Annotated in this window: 22 protein-coding genes; all 22 read left to right on the top strand. The window is 40.3% G+C overall.

Translation table 11 applies throughout. The annotated features are described in order from the left end of the window. The first annotated feature begins 79 nt into the window (after positions 1-79). Positions 80-1,204 (top strand): transcription termination factor NusA, encoded by a 1,125-nt coding sequence (gene nusA, locus JN080_RS13050; RefSeq protein ID WP_256236446.1) that lies wholly within the window; start codon positions 80-82, stop codon positions 1,202-1,204. Positions 1,205-1,222: 18 nt separating this feature from the next. Next, entirely contained in the window at positions 1,223-1,495 is a 273-nt protein-coding gene (gene rnpM, locus JN080_RS13045) for an RNase P modulator RnpM (RefSeq protein WP_256236445.1), read from the top strand. An 8-nt stretch (positions 1,496-1,503) separates the two neighbouring features. Next, the gene (locus tag JN080_RS13040; protein ID WP_256236444.1) at positions 1,504-1,806 is read left to right on the top strand and encodes a YlxQ family RNA-binding protein; all 303 of its coding nucleotides are present in this window, start codon (positions 1,504-1,506) and stop codon (positions 1,804-1,806) included. 19 nt (positions 1,807-1,825) lie between these two features. Beyond that, positions 1,826-4,108 carry a translation initiation factor IF-2 gene (gene infB, locus JN080_RS13035; protein ID WP_256236443.1) on the top strand — a complete coding sequence of 761 codons (2,283 nt, stop codon included), beginning with the start codon at positions 1,826-1,828 and terminating at the stop codon, positions 4,106-4,108. Next, complete coding sequence (locus JN080_RS13030; protein ID WP_256236441.1) at positions 4,105-4,386, top strand: DUF503 domain-containing protein; 282 nt, start codon at positions 4,105-4,107, stop codon at positions 4,384-4,386. The genes infB and JN080_RS13030 overlap by 4 nt, the downstream gene beginning before the upstream one ends. An 18-nt stretch (positions 4,387-4,404) precedes the next feature. Continuing rightward, positions 4,405-4,779 carry a 30S ribosome-binding factor RbfA gene (gene rbfA, locus JN080_RS13025; protein WP_256236440.1) on the top strand — a complete coding sequence of 125 codons (375 nt, stop codon included), beginning with the start codon at positions 4,405-4,407 and terminating at the stop codon, positions 4,777-4,779. 57 nt (positions 4,780-4,836) lie between these two features. Then, entirely contained in the window at positions 4,837-5,757 is a 921-nt protein-coding gene (gene truB, locus JN080_RS13020) for a tRNA pseudouridine(55) synthase TruB (protein WP_256236439.1), read from the top strand. A 32-nt stretch (positions 5,758-5,789) separates the two neighbouring features. Next, positions 5,790-6,755, top strand: a complete 966-nt coding sequence (ribF, locus tag JN080_RS13015; RefSeq protein WP_375141648.1) for a bifunctional riboflavin kinase/FAD synthetase — start codon at positions 5,790-5,792, stop codon at positions 6,753-6,755. A gap of 175 nt (positions 6,756-6,930) precedes the next feature. After that, on the top strand, positions 6,931-7,200 hold the full coding sequence (gene rpsO / locus JN080_RS13010) for a 30S ribosomal protein S15 (RefSeq protein ID WP_256236438.1): 270 nt from the start codon (positions 6,931-6,933) through the stop codon (positions 7,198-7,200). Positions 7,201-7,420: 220 nt separating this feature from the next. Continuing rightward, a complete protein-coding gene (gene pnp, locus JN080_RS13005; RefSeq protein ID WP_256236436.1) occupies positions 7,421-9,538 on the top strand; it encodes a polyribonucleotide nucleotidyltransferase in 2,118 nt (705 codons plus the stop codon). A 330-nt stretch (positions 9,539-9,868) separates the two neighbouring features. Next, on the top strand, positions 9,869-10,864 hold the full coding sequence (locus JN080_RS13000) for a polysaccharide deacetylase family protein (RefSeq protein WP_256236434.1): 996 nt from the start codon (positions 9,869-9,871) through the stop codon (positions 10,862-10,864). Between the two features lie 52 nt (positions 10,865-10,916). Next, entirely contained in the window at positions 10,917-12,155 is a 1,239-nt protein-coding gene (locus tag JN080_RS12995; protein WP_256236433.1) for a M16 family metallopeptidase, read from the top strand. 237 nt (positions 12,156-12,392) lie between these two features. After that, on the top strand, positions 12,393-12,632 hold the full coding sequence (locus JN080_RS12990; RefSeq protein WP_256236432.1) for a YlmC/YmxH family sporulation protein: 240 nt from the start codon (positions 12,393-12,395) through the stop codon (positions 12,630-12,632). 170 nt (positions 12,633-12,802) lie between these two features. Then, a complete protein-coding gene (dpaA, locus tag JN080_RS12985) occupies positions 12,803-13,705 on the top strand; it encodes a dipicolinic acid synthetase subunit A (RefSeq protein WP_256236431.1) in 903 nt (300 codons plus the stop codon). Continuing rightward, the gene (dpaB, locus tag JN080_RS12980; protein WP_256236430.1) at positions 13,702-14,295 is read left to right on the top strand and encodes a dipicolinate synthase subunit B; all 594 of its coding nucleotides are present in this window, start codon (positions 13,702-13,704) and stop codon (positions 14,293-14,295) included. The genes dpaA and dpaB overlap by 4 nt, the downstream gene beginning before the upstream one ends. Positions 14,296-14,569: 274 nt before the next feature. Beyond that, a complete protein-coding gene (gene asd, locus JN080_RS12975) occupies positions 14,570-15,628 on the top strand; it encodes an aspartate-semialdehyde dehydrogenase (RefSeq protein WP_256236429.1) in 1,059 nt (352 codons plus the stop codon). A gap of 25 nt (positions 15,629-15,653) precedes the next feature. Continuing rightward, positions 15,654-16,880, top strand: coding sequence for an aspartate kinase (gene dapG / locus JN080_RS12970; protein ID WP_256236428.1), 1,227 nt, complete (start codon positions 15,654-15,656; stop codon positions 16,878-16,880). Positions 16,881-16,956: 76 nt separating this feature from the next. Further along, positions 16,957-17,829 (top strand): 4-hydroxy-tetrahydrodipicolinate synthase, encoded by an 873-nt coding sequence (gene dapA, locus JN080_RS12965; protein ID WP_256236427.1) that lies wholly within the window; start codon positions 16,957-16,959, stop codon positions 17,827-17,829. Positions 17,830-17,998: 169 nt separating this feature from the next. Beyond that, a complete protein-coding gene (locus JN080_RS12960) occupies positions 17,999-19,666 on the top strand; it encodes a ribonuclease J (protein ID WP_256236426.1) in 1,668 nt (555 codons plus the stop codon). Positions 19,667-19,903: 237 nt separating this feature from the next. Then, positions 19,904-20,656 carry a ClpP family protease gene (locus tag JN080_RS12955; RefSeq protein WP_305473940.1) on the top strand — a complete coding sequence of 251 codons (753 nt, stop codon included), beginning with the start codon at positions 19,904-19,906 and terminating at the stop codon, positions 20,654-20,656. Next, positions 20,653-20,889, top strand: coding sequence for a YlzJ-like family protein (locus JN080_RS12950; protein ID WP_256236425.1), 237 nt, complete (start codon positions 20,653-20,655; stop codon positions 20,887-20,889). The genes JN080_RS12955 and JN080_RS12950 overlap by 4 nt, the downstream gene beginning before the upstream one ends. Positions 20,890-20,995: 106 nt before the next feature. Continuing rightward, positions 20,996-23,359, top strand: coding sequence for an FtsK/SpoIIIE family DNA translocase (locus JN080_RS12945; RefSeq protein ID WP_256236424.1), 2,364 nt, complete (start codon positions 20,996-20,998; stop codon positions 23,357-23,359). The last annotated feature ends 64 nt before the right edge of the window (positions 23,360-23,423 follow it).

The following is a 23,423-nucleotide window of genomic DNA, read 5'->3' as shown; positions in this document are numbered from 1 at the left end:
CATTTTACGGCTAGTATGCAGTAAGGCCCGGCTTTGCTCACACCGCTTTTATATTAAAAGTTAAGGGGGATATGATCAGATGAGCAGCGAATTATTAGATGCTCTAAATGTACTAGAAAGAGAAAAAGGAATTTCCAGAGATGTATTAGTTGATGCAATGGAAGCAGCCCTTGTCTCGGCCTATCGACGTAATTTTAATCAAGCCCAAAATGTACGTATTGATTTGAATCTAGATAAAGGTTCGATGCGGGTTTTTGCTCGAAAAGAAGTAGTTGATCAAGTTTTTGATCCAAGATTGGAGATTTCAATTGAAGATGCAAAGCAGATCAATCCAAATTACCAGGTAGAAGATGTTGTTGAGCTGGAAGTAACGCCAAAGAATTTCGGACGGATTGCTGCGCAGACAGCAAAACAAGTTGTCACCCAGCGTGTAAGAGAAGCAGAACGAGGCATTATTTATTCTGAATTCATTGACCGTGAAGAAGACATTATGACAGGTATTGTTCAGAGGCTTGATTCCAAATTTATTTATGTCAGCCTTGGGAAAATTGAAGCCCTTTTACCGGTAAATGAGCAAATGCCTAATGAGCGCTATAAACCTCATGATCGAATTAAAGTGTTTATTACAAAGGTAGAAAAAACAACGAAGGGTCCACAAATTTTTGTGTCAAGAACACATCCTGGACTTTTAAAGAGATTGTTTGAAATTGAAGTTCCTGAGATTTATGATGGCACTGTGGAAATAAAATCAGTTGCCCGTGAAGCAGGCGACCGTTCAAAGATTTCCGTTCATTCCGACAAGCTTGAGGTTGATCCGGTTGGTGCCTGTGTAGGTCCAAAAGGTTCAAGGGTACAGGCAGTTGTGAACGAATTAAAGGGAGAAAAAATTGATATTGTTAAATGGTCTGATGACCCAGTTGTTTTTGTCGCCAATTCTCTGAGCCCTTCAAAGGTTTTAGACGTGATTGTCAATGAAAATGACAAGGCCACAACTGTTATTGTTCCGGACTACCAGCTGTCATTAGCAATTGGTAAAAGAGGCCAAAATGCTCGTTTAGCTGCCAAATTAACAGGCTGGAAGATCGACATTAAGTCAGAAACGGACGCGCGTGAACTTGGTATTTATCCGCGTGAGGAAACGATCAAGCTTTTCGAAGATGATGTTGTGTTTGATCATGAATTAGAAGAAGAAGAAATCGATTAATAAATGGGGTGAATGATCGTGAACAAACCTAAAAAAGTTCCTATGCGCAAATGTGTGGCAACCGGTGAAATGAAGCCGAAAAAAGAACTCGTTCGCATCGTTCGCACTAAGGAAGGCGACGTATCGATTGATCTAACAGGAAAGAAATCGGGCAGAGGTGCGTACTTATCTAGAGACAGAGAAGCAATTCTCTTAGCCAAGAAAAAAAACACCTTAGCTAACCATTTAGAAGCTACGATCGATGACAAGATATATAATGAGCTCCTAGAGCTTATAGAGAAGGAGAGCTGACAATCCAGATGAAATCAAATCAATGGATGTCATTGCTTGGCTTGGCCAATCGAGCGCGGAAACTTATATCAGGTGAGGAGCTGGCCGTGAAGGAGATCCGGAGCGGAAAAGCAAAACTCATTTTATTATCGGCAGATGCATCTGCCAATACAACCAAAAAAATTACGGATAAATGTCATTCGTACCAAGTTCCATATAAAGTTGTGGAAGACCGCTATCTTCTTGGGAAAGCAATTGGGAAAGAGGCCCGCGTTGTGGTAGCTGTATTGGATAATGGGTTTGCTAAGAAACTGGTAACGTTGCTCGATTAAATCTAGCGGGGGTGAAAGAATGAGTAAAACGCGTGTATATGAATATGCCAAAAAATACAATATTTCTAGTAAGGACGTTATTACAAAATTAAAGGAAATGAATATAGAGGTTTCCAATCATATGGCCACAATTGAAGCAGCAGATATAGCTAAGCTTGACGCTATTTATAATAAGAAGGAAGCCAAAGAAGCTCCAAAACAAGCGCAACAACAAGCGAAGCCTGGGCAGCAGCAGAGCCAAAATGGAAGTCCAAAACAGGCTAGTCAACCTCAAAAGCCACAAGTCCAGCCAAAAACTTCAGCAAAGGCGTATGAAGACGATGATGAGAAAGTAGCTGTGCAAACAAAGGTGAAAGTAGTGTCTCCTCCTAAAGCAAAGGAAGGCAAGAAACACGATCAAGATTTTCAATCAAAAGAAAATAAAGCGTTCAATAAAGGAAAAGCTACTAATAGGCCTGGGCAGCAAAATCGAAACCACAATCACAAAAAGCCTCAGGCACACGCACAGCAAGCACAGCAACAGCCTCAAAAGAGGAAAGAGAGAGAACTTCCTGCTAAGATCACGTTTAGTGAATCATTAACGGTAGCAGAGCTTGGGAAAAAGCTACATCGTGAACCTTCTGAAATCATCAAGAAGCTTTTCTTATTGGGTGTAATGGCGACCATTAACCAAGATTTAGATAAAGATGCCATTGAATTAATTGCAGGTGAGTATGGTGTCGAGGTTGAGGAAGAGATCAAAATTGATGCAACAGATTTAGAGGTTTATTTCTCTGAAGATGCACCAGAAGATCTTGTTGAAAGACCATCTGTTGTAACGATCATGGGCCACGTTGACCATGGTAAAACTACTTTACTTGACTCGATTCGTAATACAAAGGTTACTGAAGGCGAAGCGGGCGGAATCACTCAGCATATCGGTGCCTACCAGGTTGTCGAAAATGGAAAGAAAATTACTTTCCTTGATACTCCCGGACATGCTGCGTTTACAACAATGCGTGCTCGCGGAGCCAAAATCACCGACATTACCATACTTGTTGTAGCAGCAGATGACGGTGTTATGCCACAAACCGTAGAAGCAATCAACCATGCAAAAGCAGCAGAAGTTCCAATTATTGTTGCCGTTAATAAAATGGATAAAGAAGCTGCAAATGTAGATCGTGTTATGCAAGAGTTGACTGAATTTGGCTTAGTTTCAGAAGCGTGGGGCGGGGACACCATTTTTGTTCCACTATCTGCAAAAACTGGAGAAGGAATTGACAACCTGCTTGAAATGATTCTTCTTGTCGGCGAAGTGGAAGAATATAAAGCAAATCCAAATCGAAATGCTCTTGGTACGGTAATTGAAGCCCGTTTGGATAAAGGTCGGGGACCAGTTGCTACACTGCTTATCCAAAATGGAACACTTCGCATTGGAGATCCAATTGTTGTTGGGGGCACCCATGGCCGTGTCAGAGCTATGGTAAATGACAAAGGCCGCAGGGTGAAAGATGCAGGCCCATCTACTCCAGTTGAAATAACGGGATTAAATGATGTACCACAAGCTGGAGACCGTTTCGTTGTGTTTGATGATGAAAAAACAGCACGTCACGTCGGTGAAGCTCGTGCACAACAAGCACTTGTTGCACATCGTGGTGGACAATCTCGTGTCAGTCTGGAAACCTTGTTTGAACAAATGAAGCAAGGGGAAATGAAGGACCTTAATGTTATTATTAAAGCGGACGTTCAAGGTTCAGCAGAAGCTGTTGCTGCATCCTTACAAAAAATCGAAGTTGAAGGGGTTAACATCAAGATCATTCACAGTGCCGCAGGTGCTATTAATGAATCTGATATCACCTTAGCAGCTGCTTCAAATGCAATTGTGATCGGATTTAACGTACGTCCGGATGCAAATGCAAAACGTGCTGCTGAAGCTGAAAAAGTCGATGTTCGTCTTCACAGGATTATTTATAAGGTAATTGAAGAAATTGAATCAGCAATGAAAGGGATGCTTGATCCTGAATTTGAAGAAAAAATTATTGGTCAAGCAGAAGTTCGTCAAACATTTAAAGTATCAAAAGTTGGAACAATTGCCGGTTCGTATGTAACGGATGGTAAAATTACACGCGATAGCGGTATTCGTTTAATTCGTGATGGAGTTGTTATTTTCGAAGGGGAAATTGATGATTTAAAACGTTTTAAAGATGATGCAAAGGAAGTAGCCCAAGGCTATGAGTGTGGAATCACCATTAAAAACTTCAATGATGTAAAAGAAGGCGATGTCATTGAGGCATATGTAATGGAAGAAATAGAACGTAAATGATCGTAGGCGTAGCCACTTGTGAATGCATCATTTATGACGCCCATTCATTGAAAGCAAAACGAGCTGTCCTACAGCGGATTTTAACCAGGCTAAAACAAAAGTATAATGTGTCTGTTTCAGAGGTTGACTATCAGGATGTATGGCAAAGGACAAAAATTGCGATTGCGTCCGTTGCCTCTGTCCGGGTTTCCGTTGAAATTGAAATCCAGCATGCTTTAAAGTTAATCGACTCGTTTCCGGAAATAGAAAGAACGATCACCGACATCGAATGGCTTTAAAATAAGAGGTGAATACAAATGACCCACCACAGAGCAAACCGGGTTGGGGAGCAGATGAAGAAAGAATTAAGTGACATCATCGGCCGTAAAATAAAGGATCCAAGAATAGGATTCGTTACCGTAACAGATGTACAAGTGACTGGCGACCTTCAACAGGCAAAGGTTTATATCTCTGTTTTAGGTGATGATGAGCAAAAGGAGAATACCCTAAAAGGGCTGGCAAAAGCTAAAGGCTTTATTCGATCAGAGATTGGCCAGCGAATTCGCCTTCGCAAAACACCTGAAATTATTTTTGAATTTGATGAATCAATCGATTATGGCAATCGAATTGAGACGCTTATCAACAAATTGCATACGGAAGAAAATGAACATCAGCATGAAAGTGAAGAGTAAATGGATAGACACTGTCTATCCATTTTTTTCTGAAATACTCCAATGGGGGGAAATAGTATGGAAGGTATTTTGCCATTGTTTAAGCCGGCTGGGCTTACATCACATGATTGCGTGTTTAAATTACGAAAAATATTGAAAACAAAAAAGGTTGGCCATACCGGCACCCTTGACCCAGATGTTACTGGAGTACTTCCTATTTGTATCGGTAGAGCTACAAAGGTGGCAGAGTATGTAACGGATGCTGGCAAAGCATATGAAGGCGAAGTCACGATCGGTTTCTCGACAACAACGGAAGACTCTTCAGGGGATACTGTTGCCAAAAAAGTTGTGGACAGACTCATAACAAGAGATGAAATTCTCTCCGTCTTAACTTCATTAACAGGTGAAATTGAACAAACTCCACCTATGTATTCAGCAGTAAAAGTAAATGGGAAACGTCTTTACGAATATGCGAGGCTTGGAATCGAAGTGGAGCGTCCAGCTCGAAAAGTGACAATCTATAGCATCCAATTACTTGACGACCGCCAAGAGTTTTCTGGTGAAACGATTACGTTTCGGTTTCAGGTTGACTGTAGTAAAGGTACCTATATTAGGACGTTAGCCGTTATGATTGGGGAACAACTTGGGTTTCCTGCCCATATGTCAAGCTTACAAAGAATTCGGGCAGCTTCTTTTTCACTTGCGGATTGTCTGACATTTTCGCAGATAGAGGAAAAAATGGAACAGGGGACAATTGAAAATTCCTTATACCCTCTTGAAAGGGCCATTTCTCATTTGCCCAAATACCGTATTAATGATAAAGTAGCAGAGAAAGTGAAAAATGGTGCGGTCTTACCACTCCCAACTGATAGCCAAAATTGGGATGGACCAATTGTTGTTGAAACTGAAGCAGAAATAGCATTAGCTATCTATGCGATGCATCCAAACAAACCTGGATTCATCAAACCTGTTAAGGTATTGCGCAATAATCAAATGTAAGATAGTTACATAGAGAAAAGGTGAGTTTGATTGTGGAAATAAAAATGCTCGATTTCCCCCTTCATATGAATAAAGAGGAGATTCCCCCACTTTCCATAGCATTAGGCTATTTTGATGGAGTTCATCGTGGACATCAGCAGGTTATTCTTGAGGCGAAGAGAAGCGCCGAGAAATTTGGATTCAATAGCGCTGTCATGACATTTGATCCCCATCCTTCAGTGGTATTAAGGAAAAATGATATGCACGTTCATTATATTACCCCGCTAAGTGAGAAAATGGAGATCATCGCGGATCTTGGTATCGACTATTTATATATTGTTCACTTTACGGAGGAGTTTGCTAATCTGCTCCCGCAGGAATTTGTTGACCATTATATCATTGGCCTAAATGTGAAGCATGTTGTAGCCGGATTTGATTATACGTATGGCCGGATGGGGAAAGGGACAATGGAATCATTGCCATTCCACTCAAGAGGGCAATTTACATCCACAACTGTACCAAAGTTTACATGTGGAGATGAAAAAGTAAGCTCGACCTGGATCAGAAAGCTCCTAAAAGAAGGACAAACCGAACAACTTTACGGTTTACTTGGCCGATATTATACCACTTCTGGAAGTGTTATCCATGGTGATCAACGCGGGCGAACTATTGGTTTTCCAACCGCAAATGTTGATCTAAATGATGAATATATCGTTCCACCTGTTGGGGTCTACGCTGTTCGGTTCAAAGTGGAGGGTGAATGGTTTAATGGAGTTTGCAACCTTGGTTACAGACCGACCTTTAAAAACAAAGCAGCTGCCAAATCAATAGAGGTACATCTCTTTGATTTTAACAGAAATATTTATGGTCAAAAAGTTCAAGTTGAATGGCATCAATACTTACGAAATGAACAAAAATTTTCCGGAATTGATGAGCTCGTTGCTCAAATAGAAAAGGATAAGCAAAATGCCATTCAATATTTCCAAGTGAACCATTCAAAAAAGTCTAGCCACCATTGATAACACACTTGCATTTTAACATGAAAAAGTGTATTCTTATATTCGTACTAATACGAACCTTTGCTTGGCAAGTCGAGTCACCGACGCTTGCTCAGTAACAGGCGATTGAAATTAAGCAAAGCAGCAGCTGCTTAAAAGCAGTGCTGAGCGTTTGCTAAATAGGAGGTGAATCAGGATGGCAATCACTCAAGAACGTAAAAATGAAATTATTAATGAGTATAAAACTCATGAAAACGACACAGGATCTGCAGAAGTACAAATCGCTGTCCTTACAGAATCGATTAACAATCTGAATGACCATTTACGTACTCACAAAAAGGATCACCACTCACGTCGCGGTCTTTTGAAAATGGTTGGTAAACGCCGTAATTTGTTAACTTATTTACGTAACAAAGATGTTCAACGTTACCGCGTGTTAATCAACAAGCTTGGCCTACGTCGATAATCAACAGAAGCGGGATTTTTCCCGCTTTTTTATTAGCTTAAAAAAGATAAAGAATCTTCATACATATTTTAAGTTGCTTCAAAAAAGTGCATACTATAATATACTCATTTTTATATATTTACCTGTTATGGTTTGAACATAAAGCAAGATGATAATAGCGAAAGCTTTTTTTCGCATCATCCTCCAAAGCGAATAAGGTTAGAGAGGGGTAATAATTGATATGGATCAAAATAAACACACTTATTCCATAGATTGGGCAGGCCGAGAGCTGACTGTTGAAATTGGTCAATTAGCGAAACAAGCTAATGGTGCCGTTTTAGTCCGCTATGGTGATACAGCTGTCTTAAGTACAGCTACAACATCCAAGGAACCAAAGAAACTGGATTTTTTTCCGTTAACAGTTAACTATGAAGAACGGTTGTACGCAGTAGGAAAAATACCTGGAGGCTTTATTAAACGTGAAGGCCGTCCAAGTGAAAAAGCAATTTTGGCAAGCCGACTCATCGATCGTCCGATCCGCCCGCTATTTGCGGATGGCTTTCGTAACGATGTTCAGGTTGTCAGTATCGTGATGAGTGTCGATCAGGATTGTTCAACGGAAATGGCAGCTATGTTCGGTTCATCATTGTCACTGAGCACTTCTGATATTCCGTTTGAAGGTCCGATTGCAGGAGTCATTGTTGGTCGTGTTAATGGTCAATTTGTGATTAATCCAACCGTAGAACAAGCTGAAAAAAGCGATATTCATTTACCGGTTGCCGGAACAAAAGATGCAATTAACATGGTTGAAGCGGGCGCAAACGAGGTTCCTGAAGAGATCATGCTTGAAGCAATTATGTTCGGACATGAAGAAATTAAGCGTTTAATTGAATTTCAAGAAAAAATCGTAAGTGAAATTGGCAAAGAAAAAATGCAAATTGCTTTATATGAAATCAATCCGGAGCTTGAAGCAGCAGTAAGAAAAATGTGCGAATCGGACATGCTCAAAGCGATTCAAGTCCAAGAAAAGCACGCCCGCGAGGATTCGATTAAAGAAGTGAAAAGCCAAGTAATTGCTAAATATGAAGAACAAGAAGCAACGGATGATGATCTAAAACAAGTGAAACAAATTTTGGACAAGATTGTCAAAGGCGAGGTGCGCCGTTTAATCACAGAGGAAAAAATCCGTCCGGATGGCAGAAAGATTGATGAAATTCGTCCATTGTCATCTCAAGTGGGAATTTTGCCTCGTACACATGGTTCTGGTTTGTTTACACGTGGACAAACTCAAGCATTAAGCATTTGTACGCTAGGAGCAATGGGTGATGTCCAAATTCTTGATGGACTTGGAATTGAAGAGGAAAAACGATTTATGCACCACTACAACTTCCCACCGTTTAGTGTTGGGGAAACAGGACCAATGCGCGGACCAGGTCGGCGCGAAATTGGTCATGGGGCACTTGGAGAACGTGCATTGGAACCAATTATTCCATCTGAAAAGGATTTTCCATATACAATCCGCTTAGTTTCTGAGGTATTAGAATCGAATGGTTCCACTTCACAAGCAAGTATTTGCGGAAGTACGCTTGCATTGATGGATGCAGGGGTGCCAATTAAAGCACCTGTAGCCGGAATTGCGATGGGACTAGTGAAGTCTGGGGATAATTCTACGGTTTTAACTGATATTCAAGGAATGGAAGATCACCTTGGAGACATGGACTTTAAAGTGGCTGGGACAGCGAAAGGTGTTACGGCTCTGCAAATGGATATTAAAATCGAAGGTCTTTCTCGAGAAATTTTAGAAGAAGCCTTGCAGCAGGCTAAAAAAGGCCGAATGCAAATTTTAGGTCACATGCTAAGTACCATTTCAGAACCAAGAACAGATCTTTCTGCTTATGCTCCTAAAATTTTGACAATGACCATTAAACCAGATAAGATTCGCGATGTAATTGGACCAAGTGGCAAACATATTAATAAGATTATTGAAGAAACAGGTGTCAAAATTGACATTGAACAGGACGGTACTGTTTTCATTGCTTCAACGAATCAAGAAATGAACCTAAAAGCCAAAAAAATCATTGAAGATATTGTTCGTGAAGTAGTAGTTGGACAGCTTTATCTTGGGAAGGTTAAGAGGATTGAGAAATTCGGTGCCTTCGTTGAGATCTTTTCTGGTAAAGACGGTTTAGTTCATATCTCTGAGCTTGCTGAAGAGCGTGTCGGCAAAGTAGAAGATGTTGTTTCAATTGGAGATGAACTTTTAGTAAAGGTTACCGAAATTGATAGACAAGGCCGTGTTAACCTTTCGCGCAAGGCGGTCTTAAAGGAACAGCGTGAAAAAGTAGAAGAAAAGCATTAATTTCCGTAATCAGGAAGCCATGCAGTAAATATAAGTAGGTAAGTCAGGGGAAACCCTGGCTTTTTCTATGCTAAGATTCATTTTGTGCAAACGCATAGAACTGTTTAGCTCCAGCGCTCTGGGTGGTTTAGAAAGTTTGGTCTTTGCCAATGATGCTAACAAGCAACCATTGCTGTGCTAGTAACCCTTAAAGCAGGCTAATCCCTTTAGGTTCATTATCTAGCTCCAGCGCTCAGCGACTAGAGTAGGTCGCTAAACGGGCGCTTCCGCTTTTAGTTCTATCTTGTCCTTTCTATACATAATGTTTATTTGAAAGGGGAAGGTTGAAAAATGACGAAGATCGGGATAATGTTGCTTTTCTTGATTGGTGCTTTGATAACTGTTAATGATACCGCAGTAAGTACATATGTAAATTTTATAAAAAAACAACAAACACTTTCAGTTGCAAACCAAACAGGTTCTCTGTATCAAGAAATAAGTAAAGAAGCACCAAAATATGAAATTAAGCCCTCAGATGCTACAATAGATAGAGTATGGAAAAAGATTCCGGGCTATAATGGCCTAAAGGTTGATATATCAGGCTCTTATCAAAAAATGAAAAAGATCGGAAAGTTTACTGAGAAGGGTCTAGTTTTTAAGCAAATAATCCCAAAGGTACATCTGAAGGACTTACCCCCATCTCCTATATACAGAGGCCATCCCGATAAACCTATGGTCAGCTTTATTATTAATGTTGCATGGGGAAATGAATATTTATCAGAGATGCTCGCAACGCTTAAGAGGCATAACGTATCTGCAAGCTTTTTTTTAGAAGGAAATTGGGTAAAGAAAAATCCAGATTTAGCCAAAATGATCGTAGATGCTGGACATGAAGTGGGAAACCATTCTTACTCCCACCCCGATATGAAACGTTTATCAGCGGACAGAGCAAGAACGGAAATGCTCAAAACAAATGAGGTCATTGAAGCCACCACAGGTAAAGTCGTCAAATGGTTTGCCCCGCCGAGCGGCAGTTACCGGGACGAAACAGTTAAAATTGCCCATGGGTTAAAGATGGAGACTGTCATGTGGACAGTTGATACAGTCGATTGGCAAAAGCCGTCACCGGATGTATTAATAAAGCGTGTCATGACAAAGGTGGGAAACGGTTCATTAATCCTAATGCACCCTACAGAATCAACTGCTAAAGCATTAGACAGACTTATTACGTTAATCGAAGAGAAGAATTTAACAATTGGTACCGTTACAGATTTAATGGATGAAGATCGAATCATTAAAGAAAATGAGAAACTTTTACACCATAAAGGAAACACTAACCTTAATTGAAAAATGAGAATGTGTTACCTAGCAGCAGCTGTTTATGAACAGGAGGAGTTCGATGATAAAGAAGTATACATGCCAAAATGGAGTACGAATTGTACTAGAGCAGATTCCAACAGTGCGTTCCGTCGCAATTGGAGTGTGGATTGGAACAGGGTCAAGAGATGAAAACCCAAAAAATAACGGGATATCCCATTTTTTAGAGCATATGTTTTTTAAAGGGACAACCACAAGGACGGCACGGGATATCGCCGAGTCATTTGATAGTATTGGCGGTCAGGTTAATGCGTTTACCTCGAAGGAATATACATGCTACTATGCTAAAGTCCTTGATACACATGCAGATTATGCCTTAGAAGTTTTAGCAGATATGTTTTTTAATTCGACTTTTGAGGGAGAAGAATTAAAAAAGGAAAGAAATGTAGTGATAGAAGAAATTAAAATGTATGAGGACACGCCTGATGATATTGTCCATGATCTATTAACCAAGGCTGTTTATGAAAATCATCCATTAGGTTATCCGATTTTAGGAACAGAAGAAACACTTAATACATTTACTACTGAAACATTAAAAGAGTATATTGGTGAAAGGTATACTCCTGAGAATGTCGTGATTTCGATCGCAGGCAATATTCCTGAAACATTTATTGGCGAGGTTGAAAAGTATTTTGGTGCCTTTGAAGGTGCGAGCAGTGTACCATCAGAAAATAAGTCGTTCTTCCACACGAATCGGATCTCCCGTAAGAAGGACACAGAACAGGCTCATTTATGTATTGGATATAATGGCTTACAGGTTGGCCATGAAGATATTTATACGTTGATTATTCTAAATAATATCTTGGGTGGAAGCATGAGCAGCCGTTTATTCCAGGAAGTACGAGAGCAGCGTGGTTTAGCTTATTCTGTTTTTTCCTATCATTCAGCTTATCAGGATAGTGGCATTGTAACCATCTATGGCGGAACAGGTGCTAAGCAGCTTGATGTTTTGTATGGAACCATACAAGAAACACTGGCAAAGCTAAAGCAAGAAGGAATTACCGAAAAAGAACTAAATAATAGTAAGGAACAGTTAAAAGGCGGCTTAATGTTAGGCTTGGAAAGCACAAATAGCAGGATGAGCCGGAACGGAAAAAATGAACTACTCTTAAAACGTCATCGTTCCTTGGATGAAATCATCGAGGAAATTGACCGGGTCACCATGAACGGTGTTAACAATATGGCTGATTCGGTGTTTACGGATCAATACTCCCTCTCGTTAGTCAGTCCTGAAGGAGAATTTCCAAAAAGCATTATATAAAATAGAAAAAACAGTTCGGCAGATAATGCCGGGCTGTTTTTTTATCGTCTATCTTCGACGCACAGGAAGTGCTAGTGCTGGCGTTGCCGCCAGGACGGGACGGTGGCGCTTTTATTCGGCCAACGCCTTAGCGACTAGTGTACGTCGCTAAACGGGCGCTTCCGCTTTTATTTTTTAGTCTAATTTTCTATTCAGGCTTATACACTAGTACATATAGAAGAAAGGAGCCTACCTATAATGAGATTGAGTGAATTAAGCGGGAAAGAAATTGTTGATGTAAAGAAGGCGGAACGTTTAGGCGTACTTGGACAAACGGATCTAGAAATAAATGAAGGGACTGGACAAATCCAAGCCCTGCTGATTCCCTCTGTAAAATGGTTTGGACTGCGAAAACAAGGTCAAGAAATCCGCGTCCCCTGGCAGCATATCAAAAAAATTGGCACTGATATGATAATGATTGATGTTCCCGAAGAATAAAAGCACTTAAATTAATCACGGAAAGCCCAAGCAGGATCAACTTGCTTGGGCTTTTTGATTTACACAGCTTGAAACACTCACCGATTCGTCACCTTTTACATAAGATGGTGAAGTAAAAAGAAGAAATAATTCATGGTTGGATTTTTTAATAAAAGAAGGTGAATGTTTTCATGCTGACAGGGATGCAGATAGCCGTGATTGGTGGAGATGCAAGACAGCTGGAAATTATCCGAAAGCTGACCGAATTAGATGCCAAACTATCATTAATTGGATTCGAGCAGCTCGACCATGGTTTTCCAGGTGCGGTTAAGGAAAAAATTGACGAAGTCGACTTTACGAATATAGATGCCTTTATCTTACCTGTAGCTGGTACCAATTTGGAAGGACATGTTGAGACCATTTTCTCCAATGAAAAGGTCCTTTTAACAGAAGAAGTACTTTCAAAAACTCCAGATCACTGCACAATTTATTCCGGTATAAGTAACCCCTATTTAAATGGAATTACCGAAAAGGTAAACAGAAAAATTGTCAAATTATTTGAGCGGGATGATGTGGCGATCTATAATTCGATCCCAACTGTAGAAGGAACGATTATGATGGCCATTCAGCATACCGATTTTACCATTCATGGTTCTAACATTGTCGTTCTTGGTTTAGGAAGATGCGGAATGAGTGTGGCAAGAACATTTCATCTCCTCGGCGGAAAGGTAAAGGTCGGAGCAAGAAAAAGCGAACATATGGCTAGGATCACTGAAATGGCGTTAACCCCATTTCATTTGAATGATCTTAAGAAGGAAGTAAACAACACGGATATTTTAATCAATACCATCCCATATCCAATTGTAAGTGCGGATGTTATTTCGAAGATGCCGGCCCATACACTCATTATTGACATTGCCTCAAAACCCGGTGGGACAGATTTTCGTTACGCTGAAAAACGTGGAATAAAAGCATTGCTTGCTCCTAGTCTGCCAGGAATTGTTGCACCAAAAACAGCAGGGCAAATTCTTGCCGATGTTCTCGCTCAACTCTTTCAGGATGATTACGCAATGCGAAAGGAGAATACAAAATGAGTTTAAAAGGCAAGAGAATCGGTTTAGGTTTAACAGGTTCCCATTGTACCTATGATGCTGTATTTCCGGAAATTGAGAAACTAGTTCAGGCTGGTGCTGAAATAATTCCTGTTGTTACCTTTACGGTCAAAAGCTCGGAAACTAGATTTGGCAAAGGGGAAGACTGGGTATACAGGATCGAGGAATTAACAGGAAATAAAGCGATCGATTCGATTGTAAAAGCGGAACCGCTCGGACCAAAGATTCCTCTTGATTGTATGGTAATAGCCCCAATAACAGGCAGCTCAATGAGTAAATTTGCCAATGCAATGACAGACAGCCCTGTTTTAATGGCGGCTAAAGCAACATTAAGAAACGGAAAGCCTGTCGTCCTAGGAATTTCCACAAACGATGCTTTGGGACTTAATGGAGTTAATTTAATGAGATTAATGTCAACGAAGAATATTTATTTTATTCCTTTTGGCCAGGATGACCCTGTGAAAAAGCCAAACTCGATGGTAGCAAGAATGCCAATGATGTATGAAACAATTGAAAGTGCAATCATTGGAAAACAGATCCAGCCTGTACTAGTCGAAAGGTATCGTGATTAATTTTCCTTCACTCAAACAAAGTAAAAAGGGTTATTTCTTTCTAGGAATATGGTAAAATGAATTATCACATTGTCATCCGTGGGCGACTTCGTGCCTACGGATGAAGATGTAGATTCGTTCGGTTTCTTTTAAAGATGCAGGACATGAAATTCAGTAAAATTTTACTTGAAAAACTGAAAGATCTTCTGTCATCTGGTAAGTGAAAATTCCATTTCCTTTAAAAATGAGATGACCGAAAATCAATAAATGTAGAGAGTGGAAGGGGCACTAGAAAATGAATCAACAAAATGGACTTCATGTTGCTGTAGTTGGGGCAACTGGAGCAGTTGGACAACAAATGATCGATACTTTAGTCAAACGGGACTTTCCTTTCGCAAAATTAACCTTATTATCATCAGCACGGTCTGCAGGAAAAAAGGTCTTGATTAAAGGTCAGGAATATACAGTTGAGGAGGCAAGGCCTGAGAGTTTTGAAGGTGTTGATATTGCTTTATTCTCAGCAGGTGGGAGCGTTTCAAAAGAATTAGCACCGGAAGCAGTTAAACGTGGTGCAGTGTGTATTGATAACACCAGCGCTTTTCGAATGGATCCAGATACCCCATTGGTTGTTCCCGAGGTGAATGAGGACGACCTTCATAAACACAATGGTATTATTGCAAATCCAAATTGCTCAACGATCCAAATGGTTGTTGCATTAGAACCAGTCCGTCAAAAATATGGATTAAACAAAGTGCTTGTTTCAACCTATCAAGCTGTATCCGGTGCAGGTGCAGTTGCTATCCAAGAATTAAAAGAGCAAACAAAAGCAATTGTAAATGAGGAAAGCTTCGAACCAAAAATTTTACCAGTAAAGGGAGCTAAAAAGCATTATCAAATCGCTTTTAATGCGATCCCACAAATAGATGTGTTTCAAGAAAATGGTTTTACCTATGAAGAAATGAAAATGATTAATGAAACAAAGAAAATTATGCACTTGCCAGAATTAGCTGTAGCTGCCACATGTGTTCGCCTGCCGGTTGCAGTTGGACACTCAGAATCCGTTTATTTTGAAGTTGAGCAAGAGGGTGTTAGTGCGAGCGAAATCAAAACATTGTTAAGTGATGCACCGGGTATTGTTCTTCAGGATGATCCTGAAAATCAAATTTACCCAATGCCTGCAAACTGTGTAGGCAGCAATGATGTTTTTGTTGGAAGAATTCGTAAAGATCTTGATGAAGAGCGTGGCTTTCACATGTGGGTAGTATCTGATAATCTTCTTAAAGGTGCTGCCTGGAATTCAGTCCAAATCGCCGAAAGCTTACTCAAATTAGGGCTGGTAAAAGTTCGGGAATAGTCGAAAAGGCAGGTTTTAATCACCCATGAAAATTATTGTTCAAAAGTTTGGTGGAACATCTGTAAAGGATGAAGAAAGTAGGAAACATGCACAGCGTCACGTTGAAAAAGCGTTAGCTGATGGCTACAAGGTTGTCGTTGTGGTTTCTGCTATGGGTAGAAAGGGAGATCCATATGCAACAGATACTCTTCTTTCGCTAGTGAATGGGAACCTGAGCAAAATTTCAAAGCGGGAACAGGATCTATTGTTGTCCTGCGGAGAATCAATTGCTAGTATTGTTTTTACCAATATGCTACTAGAGAGCGGTATTCATGCTACATCCTTAACCGGAGCACAGGCAGGCTTCCGAACGAACAATGATCACACCAATGCCAAAATAATTGAAATGAAATGTGAAAGACTTCTCCGTGAATTAGAACAGTCAGATGTTGTCGTTGTCGCAGGTTTCCAAGGGATGGCAAAGAATGGAGACGTAACAACGATCGGACGGGGTGGCAGCGATACATCTGCTGCGGCTCTGGGCTCTGGACTTAATGCCGAATGGATTGATATTTTTACCGATGTAGAAGGTATTATGACAGCCGATCCCCGGATCGCCGAAAATGCCCGGCCACTTTCGGTTGTTACGTATACAGAAGTTTGCAATATGGCCTATCAGGGGGCAAAAGTCATTCACCCAAGGGCTGTAGAAATAGCGATGCAGGCCAAAGTGCCGATTCGAATTCGTTCAACGTATTCCGATAAACTGGGAACCCTTGTTACATCTCTTACCAAAGATAATCGCGGCAGCGATATCAATGAACGGCTAGTTACAGGAATTGCACATGTTTCAACTATCACGCAAATAAAAGTTTTTGCTAAAAAAGAGCAATATAATTTACAGGCCGAAGTTTTTAAAGCCATGGCAAATGAGAAAATAAGCGTTGATTTTATTAATATTTCGCCGAATGGTGTTGTCTATACAGTAACAGATGAAATGACGAATCACGCGATTGAGGTTCTAAGAGAGCTTGGTCATGAGCCTGTAGTGGAACGTAATTGTGCCAAGGTTTCGGTAGTAGGAGCCGGGATTGCTGGAGTTCCGGGTGTGACATCAAAAATTGTCACTGCCTTGTCCGATCAGGGAATTCGAATTTTACAATCGGCAGATAGTCATACAACGATCTGGGTTCTTGTCAAACAGGAGGACTTAGTTAAATCTGTAAATGCATTACATGATGCCTTTCATTTAGAAGAAGAGACACTTGAATAATGATTAAACAGATTTAATGAATTATCCTTAAAATAATGATTGCTGTTTGTTATCAGTAAGGAAGGGGCATTATACAATGGTTCATTTTGGGCGTGTCTCAACAGCGATGGTAACTCCTTTTGATAAAAAAGGACATGTTGACTTTGCTAAAACGACCAAACTCGTTAATTACTTAATTGCGAATGGAACTGAGTCGCTTGTTGTTGCGGGAACAACCGGAGAATCACCAACCTTATCTAAAGAAGAGAAACTCGCGCTATTTGAACATGTGGTTAAAGCAGTTGATAAAAGGGTCCCGGTTATTGCAGGTACCGGCAGCAATAATACGTACGCAACTGTCGAGTTGACGAAGAAAGCAGAACAGCTTGGTGTAGACGGGATTATGGTCGTGGGTCCTTATTATAATAAGCCAAACCAAGAAGGGATGTATCAGCATTTTAAAGCAATTGCTGAAGCTACAAAGCTTCCAATCATGGTCTATAATATTCCCGGGAGATCGGTTGTTAACATCCATCCAAATACGATTATTGAGCTTTCAAAAATACCCAATATCGTCGCTGTAAAAGAAGCAAGTGGTGATTTGAATGCAATGACGAAGATTATCGCTAATACTGCTGAGGATTTTGACTTATACAGCGGAGACGACAGCATGGCCTTGCCAGTTCTGGCAATTGGCGGTGCTGGAGTTATATCAGTAGCCTCGCATGTGATCGGAAATGAACTTCAAGCAATGGTTCAAGCCTTTTTAAATGGGGATACCCAAAAAGCAGCAGAGGTCCACCAAAAGTATTTGCCAATTATGCAAGGATTATTTGCAGCTCCAAATCCCGTTCCTGTGAAAACAGCCCTTCAATTAAAGGGACTGGATGTGGGATCGGTCAGGCTGCCGCTTGTTCCGCTTACAGAACAAGAGCGAACCACTTTAGGAAAACTTTTAACTAATAATTAGTATTGTAAAACCCAATCGAAATGAAGTTTCGATTGGGTTTTTTTATCTATTTTTTTAAGAATGGAGAGCTCACTGTTGGATATTGGTTGTAATAAATTTCATATATCAAGTATAATAAGCGTAACTGATCTATGGTCGGCCTAACATCAATACAGGAGGTTCAACACAATTGATAAAGAAACAAAATAATTCCATCAAGCTAATTGCTCTAGGTGGCGTAGGAGAAAACGGAAAAAATATGTACCTTGTCGAAGTGGATAAGGATATATTCATTATTGATGCCGGTTTAATGTTCCCCGAGGATGAAATGCTTGGCATTGATATTGTTATTCCGGATATCTCCTACCTAGTAGAGAATAAAGAAAGAGTAAAAGCTGTTTTTCTAACCCATGGCCACGAGGATCATATAGGAGCGTTATTCTATATTTTGGGAAAAATGAATGTACCCGTATATGGGACGAGATTAACGTTAGCGCTTGCAAGTGCAAAATTAAAGGAACAGGACTATTACGGTCCGGCAAATATGATCGAGATTCATTCGGATTCCATTGTTGACATGGATTCCGTAGAAGTTAGCTTTTTCCGAACAAATCATAGTATTCCTGATTCCGTTGGAGTATGTATCCATACCTCTGCAGGTGCGATCGTTTATACCGGAGACTTTAAATTTGATCAATCGGCTACAGACCTTTATAAACCGGAAATTGGAAAAATGGCTAGAATCGGTGAACAAGGCGTACTTTGCTTGCTTTCTGATAGTACGGAAGCAGAGAAACCTGGTTATACAACTTCCGAAGCTACGGTCGCTCGGGAAATGTCAAATTCTTTTTACAATGCACCAGCTAGGATCATCGCTGCATGCTTTGCATCTGATATTAATCGGATCCAGCATATTTTTGATGCTGCAAAAGAAACGAAACGAAAAGTTGCGGTAGTAGGTAAAAGCTTAGAAAGAGTCTTTCATATTGCTCTTGATTTAGGATATCTAAAAGTAGAAGATAAATGTATTATTCCAATTTCAGAAATTAACAAATTTCAAGACAATCAAATTGTTATCTTAATGACTGGGAATCAAGGTGAACCAATCGAAGGTCTGCAAAAAATGGCTAAACAAACCCATAAACAGGTAAATATTCAGCCTAGTGATACGGTTATCATTGCAGGATCATCTTATAAAGGTAATGAACTTTTTATTACGAAAACAGTCGACATGCTGTTTAGGGTAGGGGCTAACGTCATTTTTGGAAGACGAATGGTGCATGTCTCCAGCCATGGAAGTCAGGAAGAACTTAAGTTCATGATTAATTTAATGAATCCAAAGTTTTTCATTCCTGTGCATGGTGAATATCGGATGCTGCAGGCCCATAGCAAACTTGCAAAAGAATGCGGTCTTTTAGAGGATCAGATTTATATTCTTGATCGGGGAGAAGTACTTGAAATCGAGGATAACAAATTTTCCCCCGGTGGGAAAGTCCCTTCTGGAAACGTTCTTATTGACGGAATTGGCGTTGGTGATGTTGGTAATATTGTTTTGCGTGACCGAAAGCTATTATCACAGGATGGAATTTTAATTGTTGTTGTAACATTAACCAAGCACGAAAAGAAAATAATCTCGGGACCTGAAATTATTTCCAGAGGATTTGTTTATGTCCGTGAATCAGAAAAATTAATGGATGATTCAACAAAATTGGTTCGAGAGATTGTAGAGAAGAACAGATTAAAGGGTACATTTGATTGGTCATCATTAAAACAAGATATTCGCGATGACCTAAACCGATACTTATACGAAAAAACAAAACGCCGTCCAATGATTTTACCTATAATCATGGAAGTATAGAAAAGCGGAAGTACACTAGGCGCTGGGCGCTGGACGACTAAAAGCGCCGCCGTCCTGGCAGCAACGCAGGCACTAGCACGTCCTGTGCGTCGAAGCTAGACAATTCTCAAAGTCAAATATCTTCTCTTATGTTAAAAAAGCATTGGGATTCCCCGATGCTTTTTTCTTTTGCCTGAAGGATGAAATGATTCAATTTGAGAATACTAGTGAATATCATGCCTGAAGGGAGAACAAAGGATGGATAAGAATTTACAACCATATCAAATGGAAAATGAAGATCAGGAACCGCAAAAAGAAGAAAAGCCTTCCTCAGCGTTAATCGAAAAAATTCAGCAGCTAGGACAGACCAATGTTCCACAGCTCTCAGTAGATTCTAAAATACATTGTTTAACGATTATTGGACAAATTGAAGGACATCTTGCCCTTCCTCCCCAAAATAAAACAACAAAATATGAACACCTTATCCCGCAATTAGTTGCCATTGAACAAAATCCCAAAATTGAAGGGGTATTGATTATCCTGAATACGGTGGGTGGAGATGTTGAAGCGGGACTTGCCATTTCCGAAATGCTTGGAACTCTATCAAAACCAACCGTATCCATCGTACTTGGGGGAGGGCACTCAATTGGGGTCCCAATTGCAGTCTCCTGCGATTATTCATTTATCGCAGAAACCGCTACGATGACAATTCACCCGATTCGATTAACAGGGCTTGTTATTGGCGTTCCGGCAACATTTGAATATCTTGATAAAATGCAAGAGCGGGTTACCCGATTTGTTACAAAGCATTCCCATATCACCGAGGAAAAATTTAAAGACTTAATGTTTGCAAAGGGAAATCTAACCAGAGATATCGGAACAAATGTAATCGGTGTTGAAGCGGTTGAAATGGGGCTTATTGATGAGGTTGGCGGACTTGGTCAAGCAATGAAAAAACTAAATGAACTTATTGATTTGCACAAAGAAAACAGCGAGGGGCTGGTGCAATGATTCTCTATACAACGGTTCCATATGAACTGATCTTTCCGGATGATATGGAATCTTTCGACAGACAAAAGACGATTAACTATAACGGTGTCCCACTGTTAGTAGATTGTGCGGATCCGCAATCGATGCAGATTGTCAGGGTGTTGAGCAGTGATCCACAGCACTTTTTGGATGACCGGTTCTCACCAGGAACAAAAATTTCTTTGTTTAACCTGGAAGGAATGTCCTCAACCTAAGCTTTCTTATGGTATAATATGCTATATAAAGAAAAAGTTAAGAGCAGCCATTCTAGGCTGCTTTCTTCCTTTCTATCCATAATTTATAAAAAATATAGGTGATTAAATGGCAAAAAAAAAGCGGCGGCAGACTTCAAGAAAAAGAGATAATCAATTAAAAAGTACACTCCAATATGAATTAACGGCACTTGTTTTGCTATCATTATCAATTATTTCATTTGCTAAACTTGGGGCAGTTGGAAAAGCGACCGTTTTATTTTTCCGATTTTGGATGGGTGAGTGGTATATCCTTAGCCTGATCGGTCTGTTTATTTTAAGTATTTATTTGATTTGGAAGCGTGCCATTCCATTTCTATTTAGTCCAAGATTAATTGGGACATATTTGATTATTTCATCCATTCTTTTATTAAGTCATGTAACACTCTTTCATTTACTTTTGAAAAATGGAAAATTTACAGACCCAAGTGTTATTAAAAACACCTGGGAGATGTTTATGATGGAAGTAAATGGACAGACAACGACCCATGACCTTGGAGGCGGGATGATCGGTGCTGTTCTATTTGCACTCTTTTATTATCTGTTTGCCGAAACAGGTACCAAAATCATTGCCTTTGTGTTTATTTTGATTGGCTTTATTTTGATCACAGGAAAGTCCTTTGGTGATTTTGTGGGAAAAATAATGACAGGAGTTTTTGGCTTTTCCAAAAATCAATGGGGTGCTTTTAAGACAGACTTAGCCGATTGGAAACAAAAACAACAAGAAAAGCAAGAGCAAAAGCGGAATCAGCAGCAGCAGACTCGCGAAACTAGGCGTACCCGATCAAGTTCTCCTACTCAGCTTGAGGAGAATCAGCTTCCATCAGATGAAGTGATAACGACGGAACCGATTATTTCCAGCTTTGCAGATCGAGCCTATCCTGATGGAACTGCTGCTAATGAAGGAAATCACATCCCGCAGGAAACACAGACAACAGCAGAACAACATGTTGAGGAAGAGGAAGATTTAACAACGCCAATGACCTTTACGGAGGTAGAGAATGCAGCATATGAATTACCGCCATTGCGCTTATTAAAACAGCCAAAGAAAACAGATCAAAGCGGTGAATATGAATTAATTCATGCTAATGCAGCGAAACTTGAAAGGACATTTCAAAGCTTTGGCGTCAAAGCAAGGGTTACCCAGGTTCACCTTGGCCCGGCAGTTACAAAATATGAGGTCCACCCCGATGTTGGTGTAAAAGTAAGTAAAATTGTTAGTTTGAGTGACGACTTAGCATTAGCACTTGCGGCTAAAGATATTCGGATGGAAGCACCAATCCCCGGAAAATCTGCGATTGGGATTGAAGTGCCAAATTCAGAGGTTGCGATGGTTTCGCTGCGAGAGGTACTAGAAGCAACCCAAAACGAAAAACCGGAATCAAAGCTTTTAATTGGCTTAGGCAGGGATATTACCGGTGAAGCAGTCTTGGCTGAATTAAATAAGATGCCTCATTTACTCGTTGCTGGAGCAACAGGAAGCGGAAAAAGTGTCTGTATTAATGGAATCATTACTAGTATCTTAATGCGGGCTAAGCCGCATGAAGTAAAGCTGATGATGATTGACCCCAAAATGGTTGAACTGAATGGTTATAATGGGATTCCGCATTTGCTGGCACCAGTCGTTACAAATCCTAAAAAGGCTTCCCAAGCCCTACAAAAAGTAGTTAGTGAAATGGAACGGCGCTATGAATTATTTTCCCATACCGGAACAAGGAATATAGAAGGATATAATGAACATATTAAAAAGCATAATCTAGAGGAAAATGACAAGCAGCCATTTTTACCGTTTATTGTGGTAATTGTCGATGAGTTGGCTGATTTAATGATGGTTGCCTCCTCAGATGTTGAGGATTCGATTACAAGATTGGCGCAAATGGCCCGGGCTGCAGGCATTCACTTAATTATAGCCACACAGCGTCCATCTGTTGATGTCATAACAGGGATCATCAAAGCAAACATCCCCTCAAGGATTGCTTTTGCCGTCTCAAGCTCAACAGATTCAAGAACGATTCTTGATATGGGCGGGGCAGAAAAGCTATTAGGAAGAGGAGACATGTTATTCCTGCCTGTGGGTGCTTCGAAGCCAGTTCGTGTTCAGGGAGCATTTGTATCAGATGAAGAGGTTGAGGAAACTGTTAATTTTGTCATCGGTCAGCAAAAAGCACAGTATCAAGAGAATATGATCCCAGATGATGTTCCCCAAGTAAAAGGTGCTGTTGATGATGAATTATATCAGGATGCGGTTGATTTGATCGTGGATATGCAAACAGCTTCTGTCTCTATGCTACAACGCCGCTTTAGGATTGGTTACACTAGGGCAGCACGTCTAATAGATGAAATGGAGGCCAGGGGGATTGTTGGACCATACGAAGGCAGTAAGCCGCGTGTTGTCCTGATGGCGAAGCCAAAGGATGATGTAAGTTCATTATAAATTCACTAAGAAGTTTCATTTAAAAGAAGCCGCCAAGCACGAGCTTGGTGCTTTTATGCGAATA

It is taken from the genome of Bacillus sp. EB600 (assembly GCF_024494385.1).
Taxonomy (GTDB): domain Bacteria; phylum Bacillota; class Bacilli; order Bacillales; family Cytobacillaceae; genus JAEVLT01.
The sequence above is the reverse complement of the archived record's forward strand: the minus strand, read 5'-3'. Positions and strand labels throughout refer to the sequence as shown.

Coding starts and splice junctions, on each gene's coding strand:
- dpaB (WP_256236430.1), top strand. CDS start 13,702: ATGAGTTTAAAAGGCAAGAGAATCGGTTTAGGTTTAACAGGTTCCCAT.
- JN080_RS12945 (WP_256236424.1), top strand. CDS start 20,996: ATGGCAAAAAAAAAGCGGCGGCAGACTTCAAGAAAAAGAGATAATCAA.
- JN080_RS13030 (WP_256236441.1), top strand. CDS start 4,105: ATGATCGTAGGCGTAGCCACTTGTGAATGCATCATTTATGACGCCCAT.
- JN080_RS12955 (WP_305473940.1), top strand. CDS start 19,904: ATGGATAAGAATTTACAACCATATCAAATGGAAAATGAAGATCAGGAA.
- infB (WP_256236443.1), top strand. CDS start 1,826: ATGAGTAAAACGCGTGTATATGAATATGCCAAAAAATACAATATTTCT.
- pnp (WP_256236436.1), top strand. CDS start 7,421: ATGGATCAAAATAAACACACTTATTCCATAGATTGGGCAGGCCGAGAG.
- JN080_RS12995 (WP_256236433.1), top strand. CDS start 10,917: ATGATAAAGAAGTATACATGCCAAAATGGAGTACGAATTGTACTAGAG.
- dapG (WP_256236428.1), top strand. CDS start 15,654: ATGAAAATTATTGTTCAAAAGTTTGGTGGAACATCTGTAAAGGATGAA.
- nusA (WP_256236446.1), top strand. CDS start 80: ATGAGCAGCGAATTATTAGATGCTCTAAATGTACTAGAAAGAGAAAAA.
- truB (WP_256236439.1), top strand. CDS start 4,837: ATGGAAGGTATTTTGCCATTGTTTAAGCCGGCTGGGCTTACATCACAT.
- JN080_RS13040 (WP_256236444.1), top strand. CDS start 1,504: ATGAAATCAAATCAATGGATGTCATTGCTTGGCTTGGCCAATCGAGCG.
- dapA (WP_256236427.1), top strand. CDS start 16,957: ATGGTTCATTTTGGGCGTGTCTCAACAGCGATGGTAACTCCTTTTGAT.
- asd (WP_256236429.1), top strand. CDS start 14,570: ATGAATCAACAAAATGGACTTCATGTTGCTGTAGTTGGGGCAACTGGA.
- JN080_RS13000 (WP_256236434.1), top strand. CDS start 9,869: ATGACGAAGATCGGGATAATGTTGCTTTTCTTGATTGGTGCTTTGATA.
- rpsO (WP_256236438.1), top strand. CDS start 6,931: ATGGCAATCACTCAAGAACGTAAAAATGAAATTATTAATGAGTATAAA.
- JN080_RS12950 (WP_256236425.1), top strand. CDS start 20,653: ATGATTCTCTATACAACGGTTCCATATGAACTGATCTTTCCGGATGAT.
- dpaA (WP_256236431.1), top strand. CDS start 12,803: ATGCTGACAGGGATGCAGATAGCCGTGATTGGTGGAGATGCAAGACAG.
- JN080_RS12990 (WP_256236432.1), top strand. CDS start 12,393: ATGAGATTGAGTGAATTAAGCGGGAAAGAAATTGTTGATGTAAAGAAG.
- rbfA (WP_256236440.1), top strand. CDS start 4,405: ATGACCCACCACAGAGCAAACCGGGTTGGGGAGCAGATGAAGAAAGAA.